This is a genomic window from Mycobacterium sp., assembly GCF_049278535.1.
In the GTDB taxonomy this organism is placed as follows: Bacteria; Actinomycetota; Actinomycetes; order Mycobacteriales; family Mycobacteriaceae; genus Mycobacterium.
Map to the genome: position 1 here is coordinate 1 of NZ_JBAPMI010000148.1, position 16013 is coordinate 16013.

The window sequence follows — 16013 nt, forward strand, 5'->3', positions numbered from 1 at the left end:
CGCGGCCGACCGACCACACACGTCCAGTTCGCCGCCCTGCATCGCGACCGTCAGTGGCGTGGATCGGCGGACCAGTTCGGCACCTCGGCGGCGATCCTGCTGGGTGATCTGGCGCTGGCATGGGCCGACGACATCGTGGCCGGCGTCGATTTGCCACCCGACGCCCGCGACCGGGTGCACCGGGTCTGGGCCGACATTCGCACCGAGGTGCTCGGCGGCCAGTACCTCGACATCGTGGCGGAGGCCAGCGCCGCGGAGTCGATCGCCTCGGCGATGGCCGTCAACACCTACAAGACCGCCTCCTACACGGTGTCGCGTCCATTGCAGCTGGGGGCCGCGGCCGCGGCCGATCGGCCGGACGTGCATGCGCTTTTCCACGAGGTCGGCAATCACCTGGGAGTCGCATTCCAGTTGCGCGACGACGTGCTGGGGTTGTTCGGCGACCCGGCGGTGACGGGCAAGCCGTCCGGAGACGACCTGCGGTCCGGCAAGCGCACGGTGCTGCTGGCGACCGCGATCGAGTTGGCCGACACGTCAGATGCGGCCGGCGCCAAGCTGTTACGGGCTTCGGTCGGCACCGACTTGAGCGACTCTGAAGTACGCCAGCTGTGCGACGTGATCGAACGGCTCGGGGCGCTGATCGCGGTCGAAGACCAGATCGACGCGCTGACCCGCCGGGCGCTCGACTTGATTGCTAATGCCCCGATCCACGCGGCCGCCAAGGCGGGGCTCTCCGAACTGGCCAACCACGCCGCGAACCGATCGGCCTGACGCCCATGTCCATTCCGACGTCTGTCCCAGTGCCCACCTCGACTACCGCTGCAACCCAACCGCTTTCACGTCTGCGAGAATTCGCCACCGCCGCCGAGGGCCGGCCCGCCCTGCTGGGCTTCCTGGGTGCGGCGCTGATCACCATGGGCGGGCTCGGCGCGGGCAGCACAAAACAGCACGATCCACTGCTGGAGTCGTTGCACGTGTCCTGGCTGCGCTACGGGCACGGCTTGGTGCTGTCGTCGGTGCTGCTGTGGATTGGCGTGACGTTGATGCTGAGCGCGTGGCTGTGGCTGGGCAGACGCGTACTCGCCGGCGACGCAAGCCAATACACCATGGTGGCCACCACCGGATTCTGGCTGGCGCCGCTACTGTTGTCGGTGCCCGTGTTCAGCCGCGACACCTATTCGTATCTGGCTCAGGGCGCGCTGCTGCGCGACGGGTTCGACCCCTACGCTGTCGGGCCGATCGACAACCCGAACCCGCTGCTGGACAACGTCAGTCCGATCTGGACGATCACGACGGCACCCTACGGCCCGGCGTTCATCATGATCGCCCGGTTGGTGACGATGCTGGTCGGCAACCACGTCATCGCCGGGACGATGCTGCTTCGTTTGTGCATGCTGCCCGGTTTGGCGTTGCTGATCTGGGCGACGCCGCGCACTGCGCGGCATCTCGGAGCGAATGTGCCTATCGCGCTGTGGATCTGCGCGCTCAACCCGCTGGTGATCATCCACTTGATGGGTGGCGTGCACAACGAGATGCTGATGGTGGGTCTGATGGCCGCCGGTATCGCGCTGACTCTTGAACGGCGCCATACCGCCGGCATCGCCCTGGTCGCCATCGGAACAGCGGTCAAGGCGACCGCCGGACTCGCGCTGCCGTTCCTGGTGTGGGTTTGGATGCGCCATCTGTGCGACCGGCGCGGATACCGGCCGGTGCGCGCCTTTTCGGTGGCCGCGGGCACGTCGGTGTTGATTTTCGTCGCGGTGTTCGCCGTGCTGTCCGGGGTGGCCGGGGTGGGCCTCGGTTGGCTGACGGCGTTGGCCGGCTCGGTGAAGATCATCAACTGGCTCAGCATTCCGACAGCCACCGCGAATCTGGTCCATGCCGTCGGAGGATTGTTCTTCTCGGTGAATTTTTATGGGGTGCTGCACATTACCCGCGGCGTCGGGATCGCGATCATCGCGATAGCACTGCCGCTGCTGTGGTGGCAGTTTCGCCACGACGACCGGCAGGCGCTGACCGGCATCGCGTGGGTGATGCTCGTCGTGGTGTTGTTCGCGCCCGCCGCCCTGCCGTGGTACTACTCCTGGCCGTTGGCTGTGGTGGCTCCGCTTGCCCAGTCACCCCGTGCGGTCGCGGCGATCGCCGCCGTTTCCAGCTGGATCATGGTCATCTTCAAACCCGATGGCGCACATGGCATGTACTCATGGCCGCACGTACTGCTCGCAACATTGGTTGCCGTGATGGCGTGGCACACGCTGAACCGGGTCACGACGCCGCAGGACAGCACCGGCGCGGTACAGCCCGCGTGATCCGATAGTCAGTACGCCATCGCCTGCGCGCGGCGCAGGACTTCGCGTGCCTGGTGGGCGTGTAGCGCATCGACCGGGCGGGCGTTGGTGATCGCGTCACGCGATCCGTCGCGGGTCACAGTAAGCGACGGATCAGGGGTGAACAGCCAGCGCACGATTTCGGTGTCGTGGTAGCCGCCGTCACGCAATACCACCAACAACCCAGGCAGGCTTTTGACTACTTCGCCGCTACTGGTGAAGAAGATCTGCGGGACCACCACATCGCCGGCGCGCCGCACCCCGACCAGATGGCCTTCCTTGAGATGCTGCTGCACTTTGGTGACCGGCACACCGAGCAAATCGGCCACATCGGGAAGATCGTAGGTCGGTTCGTCGGGTTGCAGAACATCATCCCCGGCCGGAATCCTGCTCACCGGATCAGTGTACGACCGGGCACGCTGCTTGTACGGCTCACTGCGTAAAGGTTTCAGGTGCAGACCGCGGCGCCGCCTACGATGGGCCCGTGGCTGCAGCAGCGGGCGACGACCTCCTCGAGGGCGCTTTGCTGGACGGGCGCTACCGAGTTGCGACCAAGATCGCCACCGGCGGCACCTCGACGGTGTACCGCGGCCTCGACACGCGTTTGGATCGGCCAGTCGCCCTGAAGGTGATGGATTCCCGCTACGCCGGCGACCAGCAATTCCTGACCCGCTTCCAACTGGAGGCCCGCACCGTGGCCCGGCTCAAAGATCCCGGGCTCGTCGCTGTTTACGACCAGGGCCTGGACGCCCGGCACCCATTCCTGGTGATGGAGCTCGTCGAGGGCGGCACGCTGCGCGAGCTCCTGGCCGAACGCGGTCCCATGCCACCGCATGCGGTCGCAGCGGTCCTGCGCCCGGTACTGGGTGGGCTGGCCGCCGCGCATCGCGCCGGATTGATACACCGCGACGTCAAACCCGAGAACGTGTTGATCTCGGATGAGGGCGAGGTCAAGATCGTCGACTTCGGGTTGGTGCGCGCCGTCGCCGAAGCCGGAATCACTTCCGCCAGCGTCATTCTCGGTACCGCCGCCTACCTGTCCCCCGAGCAGGTGCGCGACGGAAACGCCAGCCCGCGCAGCGATGTCTACGCCGCGGGCATCGTGGCCTATGAACTGTTGACCGGGCACACCCCGTTCTCGGGTGACTCGGCATTGTCGGTTGCATATCAACGCCTGGACACCGACGTGCCGCCACCGGGAAATCTGATCAGCGGAGTTCCCGCGCAATTCGACGAGCTCGTCGGTCGGGCGACTGCACGCGATCCCGCCGACCGTTACGCGGACGCCCAGGACATGGCCGCGGAGTTGGATGCGATCGTCGACGAGTTGCAGCTTCCTGATTTTCGGGTGCCCTCGCCGCGCAACTCGGCGCAACATCGCTCAGCTGCGGCGCACCGCAGCCAGGTGGATCAGCACCGCACCACCGATGAGCATCAGGCCCCCGCCTCGCGTCAGCCGGTACATCGGCCGACGCGTCAGCTGATTCGGAGGCCGGACGACTTGCCCGCCAAACCCGCTACCCGAAAAGCCCACGAGAATCGCGAAATACCAGGGCAATTCGCCGGAATCGACCTGATCGAATTCGCCCTGGAACGCCAGCATGCTCGACGCATGGTGCTGATCTGGATCGCGATCGTGCTGTCGATCACCGGAATGGCCGCCACCGCCGCATGGACGATCGGCAGCAATGTGAGCGGGTTGCTCTAGTCGCGCAACATCTCCGCGACCAGGAATGCCAACTCCAAAGACTGCTGGGTGTTCAGCCTTGGGTCACAAGCCGTTTCGTAACGACCACTGAGGTCGGTGTCCGAAATGTCTTGAGCGCCACCGAGACATTCGGTGACATTCTCTCCGGTGATCTCGACATGAATGCCACCCGGGTAGGTGCCCAGCGCCCGGTGCACCTCGAAGAAGCCCTGCACCTCGTCGACAATGCGGTCGAAGTGCCGCGTCTTGTAGCCGGTCGACGACTCATGGGTGTTGCCGTGCATGGGGTCGCACTGCCAGATCACCTGGTGACCGGTCGCTTGTACCTTCTCGATGATCGGCGGCAGCAGTTCGCGAACCTTGTTGTTGCCCATCCGGCTGACCAGCGTCAGGCGTCCCGGCTTGTTGTACGGGTCAAGGCGCTCAACGTATTCGACGACTTGGTCAGGTGTAGAAGACGGCCCGATCTTAACGCCGATCGGGTTGGCGATCACCTCGGCGAACGCGATGTGCGCACCGTCGAGTTGGCGGGTGCGGTCCCCGATCCACAGGTAGTGCGCCGACAGGTCGTACAGCACCGGCTCGCCGTCCTCTGCGTCGGACAACCGCAGCATGGACCGTTCGTAGTCGAGCACCAAAGCCTCGTGGCTGGCGTAGATTTCGGCGGTTTGCAGGTTGCGGTCGGCGACGCCGCAGGCGCTCATGAATTTGAGCCCACGGTCGATCTCAGAGGCCAACGCCTCGTAACGCGCGCCGGCCGGCGAAGTCCGGACGAACTCCCGGTTCCAGTCATGCACCAGATGCAGCGACGCGAGACCCGACGAGGTCAGTGCGCGCACCAGGTTCATCGCCGCGCCGGCGTTGGCGTAGGCACGCACCAGCCGGGACGGGTCATGCTCGCGCACCGCGGCGTCCGGGGCGAACCCGTTGACCATGTCGCCGCGGTAGGAGCGCAGGCCCAGCGCGTCGAGGTCGGCCGAGCGCGGCTTGGCGTACTGCCCGCCGATGCGGGCCACCTTGAGCACCGGCACGCTGGCGCCGTAGGTCAACACCACCGCCATCTGCAGCAAGGTGCGGATGTTCGCCTTGATGTGCGGCTCGGTGTTGTCGACGAAGGTCTCCGCGCAGTCGCCGCCCTGCAACATGAATGCCTCACCGCGGGCGACCTGGGCCAGCATCTCCTGCAGCCGCACGATTTCCGACGGCACCGTCACCGGCGGCACGCTTTCCAGAACCTTCCGTATCGGCTCGACCTGCTCGCGCGTCCAGCTCGGCTGCTGTGCGGCGGGCTTGGCCAGCGCGGCGTCCAGCCGCGCTCGCAGATCCGCAGGCAGCGGGGGCAGCGACGGTAGCTGCTCGATCGGTACGTCAACGGTCCAGTTCACCCGACCATGGTAACCGGGCAAAGCATGCGCCCAATCACCCCGCGATCAGGGCCGATGCAAGCAGGCCAGGCTAACGTCCATCTCCGTCGGACGTGATAACCCGGTACCGCAGCAGTTGGTCCCGGGCGTCCACCATTGCGTCGTGCACATTCGCCGACCGGCGCGGCAGCCGCGGACTTCCACGCTCCTCCCACAGCTGGCGCAGCTCGTGGGTGAATCGCGGTATCGGTGGCGGCAGATGGGTCATCGGGCCCCACAGCTGGCACAACACCACGTGGTCGTAAGCACCGACCCAGGCCCACAGTTCGATTGGCTCTGATCCGTCGACGTCGAAGAACGTCTCCAGGTCCGAACGGATCCGGGCCCGCGACCGCCACAACTGCGAGGACGGTGGAGGCAATTTCGGCAACACGTTGGCGCGCACCCAGCTGCCGGCTCGCTCGGGATCGAATTCTGTTGACACTGCGTAGTATTCGCGGCCGTCTTCAGCGACCACTCCGATCGAAATCAGCTCGATGGTTCGGCCGTCATCAATGAACTCGGTGTCGTAGAAATACCGCACTGTCGGTTACCTGACACCGGCGCCGCTGACGAACACGCTGGGCACCGACTCGGGCGGCGGTGCCGGATGCACCTCGCGGTCCAGCTGCGCATCGACCACCCGGTGCGAGGGCAGGCGCGGCGTGCCCGCGACGGCGTACTGCAGCCACAGCTTGGCGCGGACGACGGGTCGGCGCAGGGTCCGTTCACGCTGCAGCGCGCGGCTCATCTTGCCCAGCCGGCTCATGTAGAGGTAGCGAGCCCACGGAGCCTGCGGGCGCGACAACCGGATCGCCCCGACGACCAGCAACGGGACGAAGAACATGCCGATCAGGCCGGTCCACACTTTGCCCTTGAGCACCACCAGCACCGCCAAGGGCAAGGTCAGCACCATCGCGAAGACCACACCGGCGCGCAACACCATCGAATGCGTGGTGTCCTGCCACAGGCTGATGAAGAACATCAGCGGATGCAATCCGAGGACCAGGAGTCCACCCACCGCGACCGCCGCGAACACCGCGTCGACAGACGTGCGCCCGTCTTCCTCCCAGTAAACGTCGGACAAGTGCAGGATCAACGCGTACTCGTCGAGCACCAGCGCGGCGCCGATGCCGAAAATAATTGCGATAGACGTGAATTCGGGCTCCTTGCCGTTGACGGACAACGCCACCAGGGTCAGGCCGGAGATCATCACCATGACGACGCCGACGACCACGTGGTGGATGTGCTTGGCCCCGATGTGGATGTTGCGTGGTTCCCACCACCGGGGCGGCCTGCCGGTCCTGGAGCGACGGCGGATCAGGCGCACGAAGGTGCGGGTGACAAAGAAGGTGAGGATGAAGGCGATCAGACAGCACAGCAGCGGTAGCCGCCCGCGACCGATGATGTCGTGTTCGAACCACTGCAGCACGTTAAAAAGCTACGCCCATCGAGGGCCGATGACCGTCCGCGACACCGGCTCGCTGCTCGGCACCGATAGGCTGTTCACCGACATGAGTACATGGGGCTCGCCCGACGCGGGCAGTTCGCGCGGGCTGGTAGCCGCGGCGCAGCCGAGTATCTGGCGAAACACCGGCTGGGCATTGCTTCAGGCGCTGGCTCTGGTCGCATTGGGTTACGCCGGGTGGCGGGTCCTCGGAAGCACTGTCTATCGGATCGACATCGACGTGTACCGGATGGGCGGCCAGGCCTGGCTGGATGGTCATCCGCTATACAGCCCCGACGTCAAGTTCCATACGCCGATCGGCCTCAACCTGCCGTTCACCTATCCCCCGCTGGCTGCGGTCATCTTCGCCCCGTTCGCGTGGCTTGGCATGCCGGCCGCCAGCGTCACCATCACGGCCATCACGCTGGTTCTGCTGCTGGTCTCCACGATGCTCGTGCTGACTCGGATGAACGTGTGGGAGACCACCCGCGTGGTGCCCGGTCCGGCATGGTTGCGCCGCTGGTGGCTGACCGTGCTGGTCGTGGCCTGGGCGACGCTGTACTGGGAGCCGATCCAAGCGAACTTCGCCTTCGGGCAGATCAACGTCGTGCTGATGACGCTGGTGATCGCCGAGTGCGTGCCGAGTCGCACCCCGTGGCCGCGGGGGCTGCTGCTGGGGCTGGGCATCGCGCTCAAGCTCACACCGGCGGTGTTCCTGCTGTACTTCCTGCTGAACCGCGACCGCCGCGCCGTCGTCACCTCGCTGGCCTCGGTCGTGGCCGCGATCGCAGCCGGGTTCGCGCTGGCCTGGCACGACTCGTGGGAGTACTGGACCCACACCGTGCGCAATACCGATCGGATCGGCTCGGCGAGCTTGAACACCAACCAGAACATCGCCGGCACGCTGGCACGGCTGGGCCTCGGCGACCATCAACGTTTCCTGCCCTGGGTGGCCGCTTGCCTCCTGGTGCTGGCGCTGACCATCTGGGCCGCGCGCCGGGTGCTGCGCGCCGAGGAGCCGACGCTGGCGGTGATGTGTATCGCGCTGTTCGGTCTGGCGACTTCGCCGGTGTCCTGGTCGCACCACTGGGTGTGGATGCTGCCGACGGTGGTGGTGACGGCAGTGCTGGCCTGGCGGCGGCGCAATCTCGCGATGGCGGTGGTCAGTGCCGCCGGGGTCGCGTTGATGGTGTGGACGCCGATCGATTTGATGCCTAAGCACCACGAGGTGACCGCGGCGCTCTGGCGTCAGCTCGCCGGGGTGTCGTATCTGTGGTGGGCGCTGGCGACCCTCGTCGTCTCCGGGGCCACCGTCGCGGTCCGCGCAACTGCCACCGCCGCACCTCGGCCATCGACGGCACCGGCGCCGGCGACCGCCGTCAGCTGATCGGCTACCCGGCCGCCGTCTGCGGAATACGGGACGGCGACTGCGGGTCCGACGAACCCGAGCCATTGCCGTTCTTGAGGGTCGCGGCATAGATGTCGACGTATTCCTGCTCGGACAGCCCCATCAGCTCGTAGATCACCTCGTCGACAACGGCACGCTCGATGAAGCGATTGCCCGCCAGCCCGTCGAATCGGGAGAAGTCCATCGGCTTGCCGAATCGGACCGTGACCCGCCCGAAGCGCCACATTTTGCTGCCCGGCGGATTGACGACGTTGGTGCCGATCATCGCCACCGGGATCACCGGAACTCCGGTCTGCAGCGCCAGACGCGCCAGCCCGGTCTTGCCCTTGTAGAGCCGGCCGTCGGGCGAGCGGGTGCCCTCGGGGTACATGCCGAGCAGTTTGCCGTCGCCCAACACCCGCTCGGCGGTGACCAGCGCGGCCTGCGCGGCGTCGGCGTCACTGCGATCGATCGGTACCTGTCCGGCGACGGTGTAGAACCAGCGATTGAACCAGCCTTTCAGGCCGGTGCCGGTGAAATATTCAGACTTGGCCAGAAAGGTGATCCGGCGCCGTACCACCAGGGGTAAATAGAAACTGTCGGCGACCGCGAGGTGGTTACTGGCCAGGATCGCAGGGCCGGACTGCGGGACATATTCCAGTCCTTCGACTTTCGGCCGACCGAGCAGAGCGAGCAGCGGGCCCATGAAGATGTACTTGAAAAGCCAGTACCACATGGAGGCTCCCAACTCACCCGCGTCAACAGTGTCAGCGCCAAGAGTACCGACCGAGTGTGTGTGGGACCACAGGACACTTACGTCGTGCTAACACTGCGTCGCGAGTCGGCCGTTGTGGTAGGCGAACGTCGCGGCTACTCGTCGATGGTGACGGCGATCGGCTGGTAGCGATTCGTCGGGCCGGGCGCATCGGCGGTCTCCGACTCCGCACCGCTGCCCGGCGGTCGGTCCGGCGGTGTCGTCGGCCGGTCGACTTGGTCGACGATGGCCCGGATCACTGCCAGTAGCGCAACGCTGTGCTCGGCGATGACGGTCAGCAGCGGGTGTTCGTCACCGCTGACCACCGCGGCCAACGCGCAGACCGGACACCAGACCTGTTGGCATTTGCCGGTGCCGGCGCCGTCACCGGCCGCTCGCGCCGCCGCCAAACGAATCGCGGGATCGATCTGGTCGAGAATCTTCTGCGCGAGTCTGCGTAGTTCCGGTCCGATGTCGGGGTGGGTCACTTGGGCCACACCTCCGGGTCAGGTTGAAAACGCACCGTCAATTCGCCGCCGCGAAGATGCGCGTTTACTACCGTGCATCGCCGCAGCACGGACGCCAATCGAACTCTGCGCCGCATCCCGCCGGCGCCGACGATTAGGTCGTCTCCGACCCGGCCCAGGCTGAGCGCGCCGGAATCGATCTGGGGCAACTCTAGTCGCAATCGGTAGATCGACTGCAGTCCGGATCCTGATTCCAGGTCGACGACGGGACGCAACGGCCCGGGTGGGGCCGAGCCGTCGCGGCGGCGCGCGCTGTCCAGCAATTCCGCGAGTGCCTTGGCGCCAATCGGCTCACCGGCCAGATGCGGGGTGAGAACCAGCGCCACGTCGCCGATCGCGGCATCCAGTTCGTCGAGCACGGTTCGCTGTTCGCTGATGCGCTCCGAATACCAGTCGAAGGCCGGATGCGCCGGCAGGTTGCGGTACTCGTATGAATCGTCTTGCATCAGAATCTGGTTGACGATTAGTTCCTCGACGCGCACGCCCATCAACGCCAACGACCCCAGCGTCCGGATCGCCTCAGCCGCCACCACCCGCTCCGCGGTCAGCACCAGATGCGCGCCCACCCGCGTTCCGTCGGTCAGCAGCGCACTGAGTTTGTCGACGCTCCCGCTGATGCGTTCCAACAGCTCCACCACCGCGATGGACCGCACGTCTTCGGCACCGGTCGAAAGCCGGCGATGCCGCGGCCACGCGCGCTCGACATACAGCGCGAACGTGGCGGGCAACGTCAGCATCCGCAGCGCATCGGCGGTCGAGGCGCAGTCGACCACGATGTGGTCCCACTCCCCGCACGTGGCCAACTCCCCGACCTCATGCAGGCCGAGCACTTCCTGAACGCCGGGAAACGCCGAAAGTTCTTCGGGCGCAATGTCACCCAGCTCCGACTCGGGAAAGCGGCGACCGAGCGTGTCGACCACCGTGCGCCAGCGCGCTTCGAGCAGCGCCAGCGTGTCCATCGCCAACGCGTCCAGAGACCCGCCGCCGACGTCCGCGGAGCCGGTTTCAAGATCGGCCAGCACCCGCACGGCATCGCGCCGGCCGCTCGGCGACACCGCGAGGCCGAGCACATCGCCCAACGAGTGTGCCTGGTCGGTGGATACCAGCAGCACCCGCTGACCGGCGCGTGCTTCATGCACGGCCGTCGCGGCCGCCAAGGTGGATTTGCCTACCCCACCCTTGCCGACGAAAAGACTGATCCGGGCCGGGTCGGGCGCTGCGGACTCACTCAGCCTCGACTCGTTTCTTCAGATCCTTCAACGCGGTGTCGGTCAGCCTCCGCTCGGCTTTTCGCTTGAGCAGACCGATCATGGGAATCGCCAAATCGACGGTGAGCTCGTAGGTCACGTCGGTACCGGATCCCTTGGGCGACAGTCGATATACGCCCTCAAGGGCTTTGAGCAGCGAGCTGGACACCAGTGACCAGCTCACCGACTTACGGTCCTTCGGCCACTTGTAGGAGAACACCAGGGTGTCCTTGAGGACGGCGGCGTCCATCACAAAGCGGGCCACTTTCGGATTGCCGACGGAATCGGCTTCGAGGACCTCGGCCTCCTTGTATTCCGACACCCAGTCGGGATAGGAGCCGATGTCGGCGATCACGTCCATGACCGTGCCGGGATCCGCGTCGATGTAAATCGTCTGGGCCGTCTTCTCCGCCACCTGCTCGCTTCCTTCTCAGCGCTGCGCCGCTTGGGCTGCGCTGCCCGCGGTATGTCTGTGTCATCCGGGCTGCAACCTCCGCCCACGGCAGAAACGGTACTCCCCGGCCAAGCTCAGCCCTGGTCAAGCATCGGAGAAAGCCCGACCGGGCGGGACCTTTCCAGCGTCGTCTTCACCTCGAACGCCATTTTCTTGCCCGCGACCCGACGCCGATGCGTCATTTTCGCGAGATTCATCTTGGCCCACTGCGAGGCGGCCACTCCGGGCGGCTCGGCGTGCAGGAAGTAATGCAACAGCACGCCGTCCAGCATCGGCTCCAGCCAGATCTCCATCGTGCCGGTCAGCGGTCCTGTCACTGCCCACCGGACACCGAGCGGCCCGCGCTCTTCGGTGACCTCCAGCCGTAGATCGGGCCACCAACGCCGCCAGTTGGCCGGATCGCCCACGGTGGCACCGACGCGCGCCGGATCGGCGGCGACAAACGTCTGGTCGGCGATCTGAACGCTGTGCACGGCCAATAGCTTCACATACAGCGGTCCAGGCGGGGCACTACACCCAGGTGGGCCCGCATCGCCGCCGGACTAGGCTATATGCCGCCTGGTCACCCGGAGTCCCTGAAGCGAGGTCAGAAGCGTGCGTGAATTAAGTGTTCCGGCTCCGTTCACGGTTGGCGAGCACGACAACATCGTTGCCACCGTGTTCGAGCACGAGCGCAACGATCCGGACGCGGTGATCTTCCAGCGCCTCATCGACGGAACCTGGACCGATGTGACATGCGCGGCCGCGGCGGCCCAAATCCGTTCGACCGCATTGGGTTTGATCGCCGAAGGGGTGCGGCCCGGCGATCGGGTGGCCATCTTCTCGGCCACCCGCTACGAGTGGGCGATCCTCGACCAGGCCATCCTCGCGGTCGGCGGCGTCACTGTTCCGATCTACGAGACATCGTCGGCGGAGCAGGTGCGCTGGGTGCTGACCGACTCGGGCGCTGTAGTGGCTTTCGCCGAAACCGATGCCCACGCCACGATGGTCACCGAACTGGCCGGCGAGCTGCCCGACTTGCGCCGGGTCCTGCACATCGATGGTTCGGGCCCCAAGGCGCTCGATCAGCTCGAGCAGGAAGGCGCCTCGGTCGACCCGGCCGAGGTCACCGCTCGGGTCCAGGCACTGCGCAGCGAAGACCCGGCGACGCTGATCTACACCTCTGGCACCACCGGTCGCCCGAAGGGTTGCCAGCTGACCCACGCCAACCTGGTCTACGAGACCCGTGGCACCAAGGAGGTGCTGCCCACGCTGCTCAAGAAGGGCGAGCGACTTTTGGTGTTCCTGCCGCTGGCGCATGTGCTCGCCCGTGCGCTGACGCTGTGCGCGTTCCACAACAAGGTCGTCGTCGGATTCACCAGTGACATCAAGAATTTGGTGCCGATGTTCGGGGTGTTCAAGCCCACGGTCGTGGTGTCGGTCCCGCGGGTGTTCGAGAAGGTGTACAACACCGCCGCGCAGAACGCCGCCAGCGACGGCAAGGGCCGCATCTTCGAGATCGCCGCGCAGACCGCGGTCGACTGGAGCGAAGCGTCCGACCGCGGCGGCCCGGGCCTGCTGCTGCGGGCCAAGCACGCATTGTTCGACCGGCTGGTGTACCACAAGTTGCGCGCCGCGTTGGGCGGTGACTGCCATGCTTCGGTCTCCGGCGGCGCCCCGCTGGGCGCGCGCCTGGGCCACTTCTACCGCGGCGTCGGTTTGACCGTTTACGAAGGCTATGGGCTGACCGAGACGAGCGCGGCGATAACGGTCAACCAGGTCGGCGCCGTCAAGGTCGGCACGGTCGGAAAGTTGGTGCCGGGCAACAGCATGCGCATCGCCGACGATGGCGAGTTGCTGCTACGCGGTGGTGTGGTGTTCCACGGCTACTGGCACAACGACCAGGCCACCAGCGAGTCCTTTGAGGACGGCTGGTTCAAGACCGGCGACTTGGGCGCGGTCGACGAAGACGGGTTCTTGACGATCACCGGTCGCAAGAAGGAGATCATCGTCACCGCCGGTGGAAAGAACGTCGCCCCAGCAGCTTTGGAAGACCAGCTGCGGGCTCACCCTTTGATCAGCCAGGCCATGGTGGTCGGGGACGCCCGGCCGTTCGTCGGCGCCCTGATCACCATCGACCCCGAGGCCATCCAGGGATGGAAGCAGCGCAACGGCAAGCCTGCCGGTTCGTCGGTGGCCGATCTGGCCAACGACCCCGACCTGCTCGCCGAGGTGGACGCGGCCGTCAAGCAAGCGAATCTTTCTGTGTCGCATGCGGAGTCGATCCGTAAATTCCGCATCCTGCCGGTCGACTTCACCGAGGACACCGGCGAGCTGACCCCGACGATGAAGGTGAAGCGCAAGGTGGTTGCCGAGAAGTTCGCCCACGACATCGACGCGATCTACAACAAGGGCTAGCCACGGAGCAGGTCGGACAATCGTCCGGCCAGATCGTCCCACCGCCACTGCGCGGTGACCCACTGCCGGCCGGCGGCGCCCATCGCGGCGGCGCGATCCGGGTCGGCCAGTAACTCGCTGACGGCGTCGGCGATCTGCTGCACCGAACGACCGTCGACCACCATGCCAGTCTTGTTGTGCTGCACGGTTTCCGGTGCGCCACCGGAGGATCCGGCGATCACCGGCACGCCGGTTGCGGATGCTTCCAGAAACACGATGCCCAGCCCTTCGACATCCAAGCCGGCGCCACGGGTGCGACACGGCATTGCGAACACATCGGCCATCGCGTGGTAGGCGGGCAGGTCGGCGGATGGAACACCGCCGGTGAAAATGACGTGATCGCTGACGCCGAGGCGCCAGGCCAGCCCGCGCAGCGTGTCCAGATACGGACCCCCGCCGGCAATGACCAGCGCTGCACCGTCCACCCGTTGCCGGATTGTCGGCAGCGCCCGGATCAGCATGTCTTGGCCTTTGCGCGGTACTAATCGAGACAGACACAGCACCGTGGGCCGCTGACCCAGACCGTAGCGGGCGCGTAGCTCGGCGCGGCTTACCGGGTCGGGGCAGAACCGCTCGGCATCGACGCCGGGTGGGAGGTGTTCCAACAAGGCTTTCGACCCGAACGCCGGGGCGAAACGTTTTCGCGTATACCGGCTGACGAACGTAACAACGTCGCTGTCCTCGCCGATACGACGCAACACCGACCGGGCCACCGGCAGCATCGACCAACCCACCTCGTGACCGTGCGTGCTCGCCAGCACCCGGCTCGCCCCCGCCTGGCGGGCGCGCTGCGCCAGCAGACCCAGTGGTGCGGCAGCGCCGAACCAGACGGTGTCGATGCCGTGCTCGGCGATCAGCCGGCGCATCCGCTTATCCACCGTGGGCACCGGCAGCATCAACGTCCCCGGGTGTCGTACCACGCGATATCCCGCGGTCTCCGCGTCGAAGCCTTCGGCGTCCTTCCATTGCGGGGCGTACACCGTCAGCGTGTGCTCACCGGCGGCGGCCAGTCGGGATACCAGCTCGACCAGATATGACTGGATGCCGCCACGCCGGGGCGGAAAGTCGTTGGTTACCAGCAGGACCCGAGACACCTACGAAGGCTAGCCTGCGGCCTTCGCGTTCAGCGTGTGGGCTGACGGGCGAGCCACTGTTGCCAATCGGCGAGTGTCCCCGCCATGTCGGTGCCGAGCACATCGTGCACGGCATCAGGCAGGTCGGCGTGCTGCTCGCCGCAAGCGGCCCGGTACAGCGCACGCAGCGTCGGCGCTCCGCGGGTATCGGCAACGAACAACGCGAACAGCCACGCTCGGTCATAGGCCTGCGAGCGTTGCGGTCCCGGGGCGGACAGGTCGGCGTCGGACGGCAACGCGGTGGGGGGCGGCGTGACATCGGGCAGCGGAGCGTGCGGCCGCGCGACGTAGTCGGCCACGCCCTCGGTCAGCCAGCGGGGCGCATCCAACGCGGTGTCCGCGCGTGCGGCATAGTGAAAAAGCTCGTGGCCCAACACGATTCGCAGTGACCGCTCACTCATTCCCGCGGCGCCGGGGGCGAAGACTATCCGCTGGCCAAGCGCGATCCGCTGGGCGGGATCGACACGGTCGGCGACGGCGATTGCGGCGATGTCGGCCCACCGCCCCGCAGGGCCACCGGCCCGCGCCTCGAATTGCTGCTGCGAGCCGGTGGTCACCACGTCGATATCGCGGGGCCAGTCAGTCCCCCAGAACGCCTCGACCGCGTCGACGGCCTGACCGATGTCCGCGGCGATGCGGGCCGGCAGGGTGTGCGATTGCGGGCCGCCGAGATTGGTCATCCGCAGGACCCGATCACCGACCTGCACGCTCGACGGCGCGCCGGAGCCGATGGACGGGCGCTCGGATAGCTGCGTTGCGTGTCGCTGGCCGATCGCCGCGACGGTGCCGAGGATCAGTTCGGCGGCCAGCACGCAGGCCAGCAGCCCGCGCCGACGTTTGATGTCAGTAGCGGCGGGCGTCGTAGATCGGGCCCGAGGAGTTCATCGGCACCACCCGCACCGGCACCCCGTAGGTGGACGAGTGGACCATCAGGCCGTCGCCGATGTAGAGCCCGGCGTGCGATGCGTCGGAGTAGAACGTCAGCACGTCACCGGGCTGCAGGTCGGACAGCGACACCGGCTGCCCGCCGTGCGCCAGCGCCTGGCTGGAGTGCGGCAGCGCGATACCGGCCTGCTGGAACGCCCACATCACCAGGCCGGAGCAGTCGAATCCGCCCGGCGCCGCGCCTCCCCAGGAGTAGGGAGCACCGACCTGGGTCAACGCGGCCTGAACGGCGATCGCGCCCTGGC

General features: G+C 66.6%; 17 protein-coding genes. 5 read left to right on the plus strand and 12 right to left on the minus strand.

All coding sequences use genetic code 11. From position 1 onward, the window contains the following. Positions 1-771, plus strand: a 771-nt coding sequence (locus WAO18_RS09615) for a polyprenyl synthetase family protein (RefSeq protein WP_422205876.1), incomplete at its 5' end; no start/stop codon positions are given. A gap of 5 nt (positions 772-776) precedes the next feature. Beyond that, complete coding sequence (locus tag WAO18_RS09620; RefSeq protein ID WP_422205878.1) at positions 777-2309, plus strand: alpha-(1->6)-mannopyranosyltransferase A; 1533 nt, start codon at positions 777-779, stop codon at positions 2307-2309. An 8-nt stretch (positions 2310-2317) separates the two neighbouring features. Here the strand turns inward: WAO18_RS09620 and WAO18_RS09625 are convergent, their stop codons facing one another. Beyond that, entirely contained in the window at positions 2318-2722 is a 405-nt protein-coding gene (locus WAO18_RS09625; RefSeq protein WP_422205880.1) for an Rv2175c family DNA-binding protein, read from the minus strand. An 89-nt stretch (positions 2723-2811) separates the two neighbouring features. On the opposite strand from WAO18_RS09625, the gene WAO18_RS09630 reads away from it, so the two are divergent. Next, the gene (locus WAO18_RS09630; RefSeq protein ID WP_422205882.1) at positions 2812-4035 is read left to right on the plus strand and encodes a protein kinase domain-containing protein; all 1224 of its coding nucleotides are present in this window, start codon (positions 2812-2814) and stop codon (positions 4033-4035) included. Here the strand turns inward: WAO18_RS09630 and WAO18_RS09635 are convergent. The 3 genes from WAO18_RS09635 to WAO18_RS09645 form a co-directional block, all read right to left on the minus strand. After that, positions 4032-5420 (minus strand): class II 3-deoxy-7-phosphoheptulonate synthase, encoded by a 1389-nt coding sequence (locus WAO18_RS09635; protein ID WP_422205884.1) that lies wholly within the window; start codon positions 5418-5420, stop codon positions 4032-4034. The two genes, WAO18_RS09630 and WAO18_RS09635, sit on opposite strands and share 4 nt — an antisense overlap. Before the next feature lie 70 nt (positions 5421-5490). Next, complete coding sequence (locus tag WAO18_RS09640; protein WP_422205885.1) at positions 5491-5982, minus strand: polyadenylate-specific 3'-exoribonuclease AS; 492 nt, start codon at positions 5980-5982, stop codon at positions 5491-5493. Positions 5983-5988: 6 nt separating this feature from the next. Then, positions 5989-6870, minus strand: coding sequence for a hypothetical protein (locus tag WAO18_RS09645; RefSeq protein WP_422205887.1), 882 nt, complete (start codon positions 6868-6870; stop codon positions 5989-5991). An 82-nt stretch (positions 6871-6952) separates the two neighbouring features. Between WAO18_RS09645 and WAO18_RS09650 the strand changes: the two genes are divergently transcribed. Continuing rightward, on the plus strand, positions 6953-8272 hold the full coding sequence (locus WAO18_RS09650) for a glycosyltransferase 87 family protein (protein ID WP_422205900.1): 1320 nt from the start codon (positions 6953-6955) through the stop codon (positions 8270-8272). 4 nt (positions 8273-8276) lie between these two features. Here WAO18_RS09650 and WAO18_RS09655 read toward each other — a convergent pair whose 3' ends face one another. The 5 genes from WAO18_RS09655 to WAO18_RS09675 form a co-directional block, all read right to left on the minus strand. Next, a complete protein-coding gene (locus WAO18_RS09655; RefSeq protein WP_422205889.1) occupies positions 8277-9008 on the minus strand; it encodes a lysophospholipid acyltransferase family protein in 732 nt (243 codons plus the stop codon). A 134-nt stretch (positions 9009-9142) separates the two neighbouring features. Further along, the gene (locus tag WAO18_RS09660; RefSeq protein ID WP_422205890.1) at positions 9143-9514 is read right to left on the minus strand and encodes a hypothetical protein; all 372 of its coding nucleotides are present in this window, start codon (positions 9512-9514) and stop codon (positions 9143-9145) included. Further along, a complete protein-coding gene (locus WAO18_RS09665; RefSeq protein WP_422205901.1) occupies positions 9511-10785 on the minus strand; it encodes an ArsA family ATPase in 1275 nt (424 codons plus the stop codon). Before WAO18_RS09665 ends, WAO18_RS09660 begins: the two co-directional genes overlap by 4 nt. Beyond that, positions 10778-11215 (minus strand): SRPBCC family protein, encoded by a 438-nt coding sequence (locus tag WAO18_RS09670; RefSeq protein ID WP_422205892.1) that lies wholly within the window; start codon positions 11213-11215, stop codon positions 10778-10780. Before WAO18_RS09670 ends, WAO18_RS09665 begins: the two co-directional genes overlap by 8 nt. Before the next feature lie 113 nt (positions 11216-11328). Continuing rightward, positions 11329-11727 (minus strand): polyketide cyclase / dehydrase and lipid transport, encoded by a 399-nt coding sequence (locus tag WAO18_RS09675; RefSeq protein ID WP_422205894.1) that lies wholly within the window; start codon positions 11725-11727, stop codon positions 11329-11331. A 121-nt stretch (positions 11728-11848) separates the two neighbouring features. Between WAO18_RS09675 and WAO18_RS09680 the strand changes: the two genes are divergently transcribed. After that, positions 11849-13651, plus strand: a complete 1803-nt coding sequence (locus WAO18_RS09680; protein WP_422205895.1) for an AMP-dependent synthetase/ligase — start codon at positions 11849-11851, stop codon at positions 13649-13651. On the opposite strand, the gene WAO18_RS09685 is transcribed toward WAO18_RS09680, so the two are convergent. The 3 genes from WAO18_RS09685 to WAO18_RS09695 all read right to left on the minus strand — a co-directional run. Further along, positions 13648-14784, minus strand: coding sequence for a glycosyltransferase family 4 protein (locus tag WAO18_RS09685; RefSeq protein WP_422205896.1), 1137 nt, complete (start codon positions 14782-14784; stop codon positions 13648-13650). The genes WAO18_RS09680 and WAO18_RS09685 overlap by 4 nt on opposite strands. A 29-nt stretch (positions 14785-14813) precedes the next feature. Next, the gene (locus WAO18_RS09690) at positions 14814-15647 is read right to left on the minus strand and encodes a hypothetical protein (RefSeq protein WP_422205902.1); all 834 of its coding nucleotides are present in this window, start codon (positions 15645-15647) and stop codon (positions 14814-14816) included. Positions 15648-15666: 19 nt separating this feature from the next. Then, on the minus strand, positions 15667-16013 hold a 347-nt coding region (locus WAO18_RS09695; RefSeq protein ID WP_422205898.1), incomplete at its 5' end, for an NlpC/P60 family protein.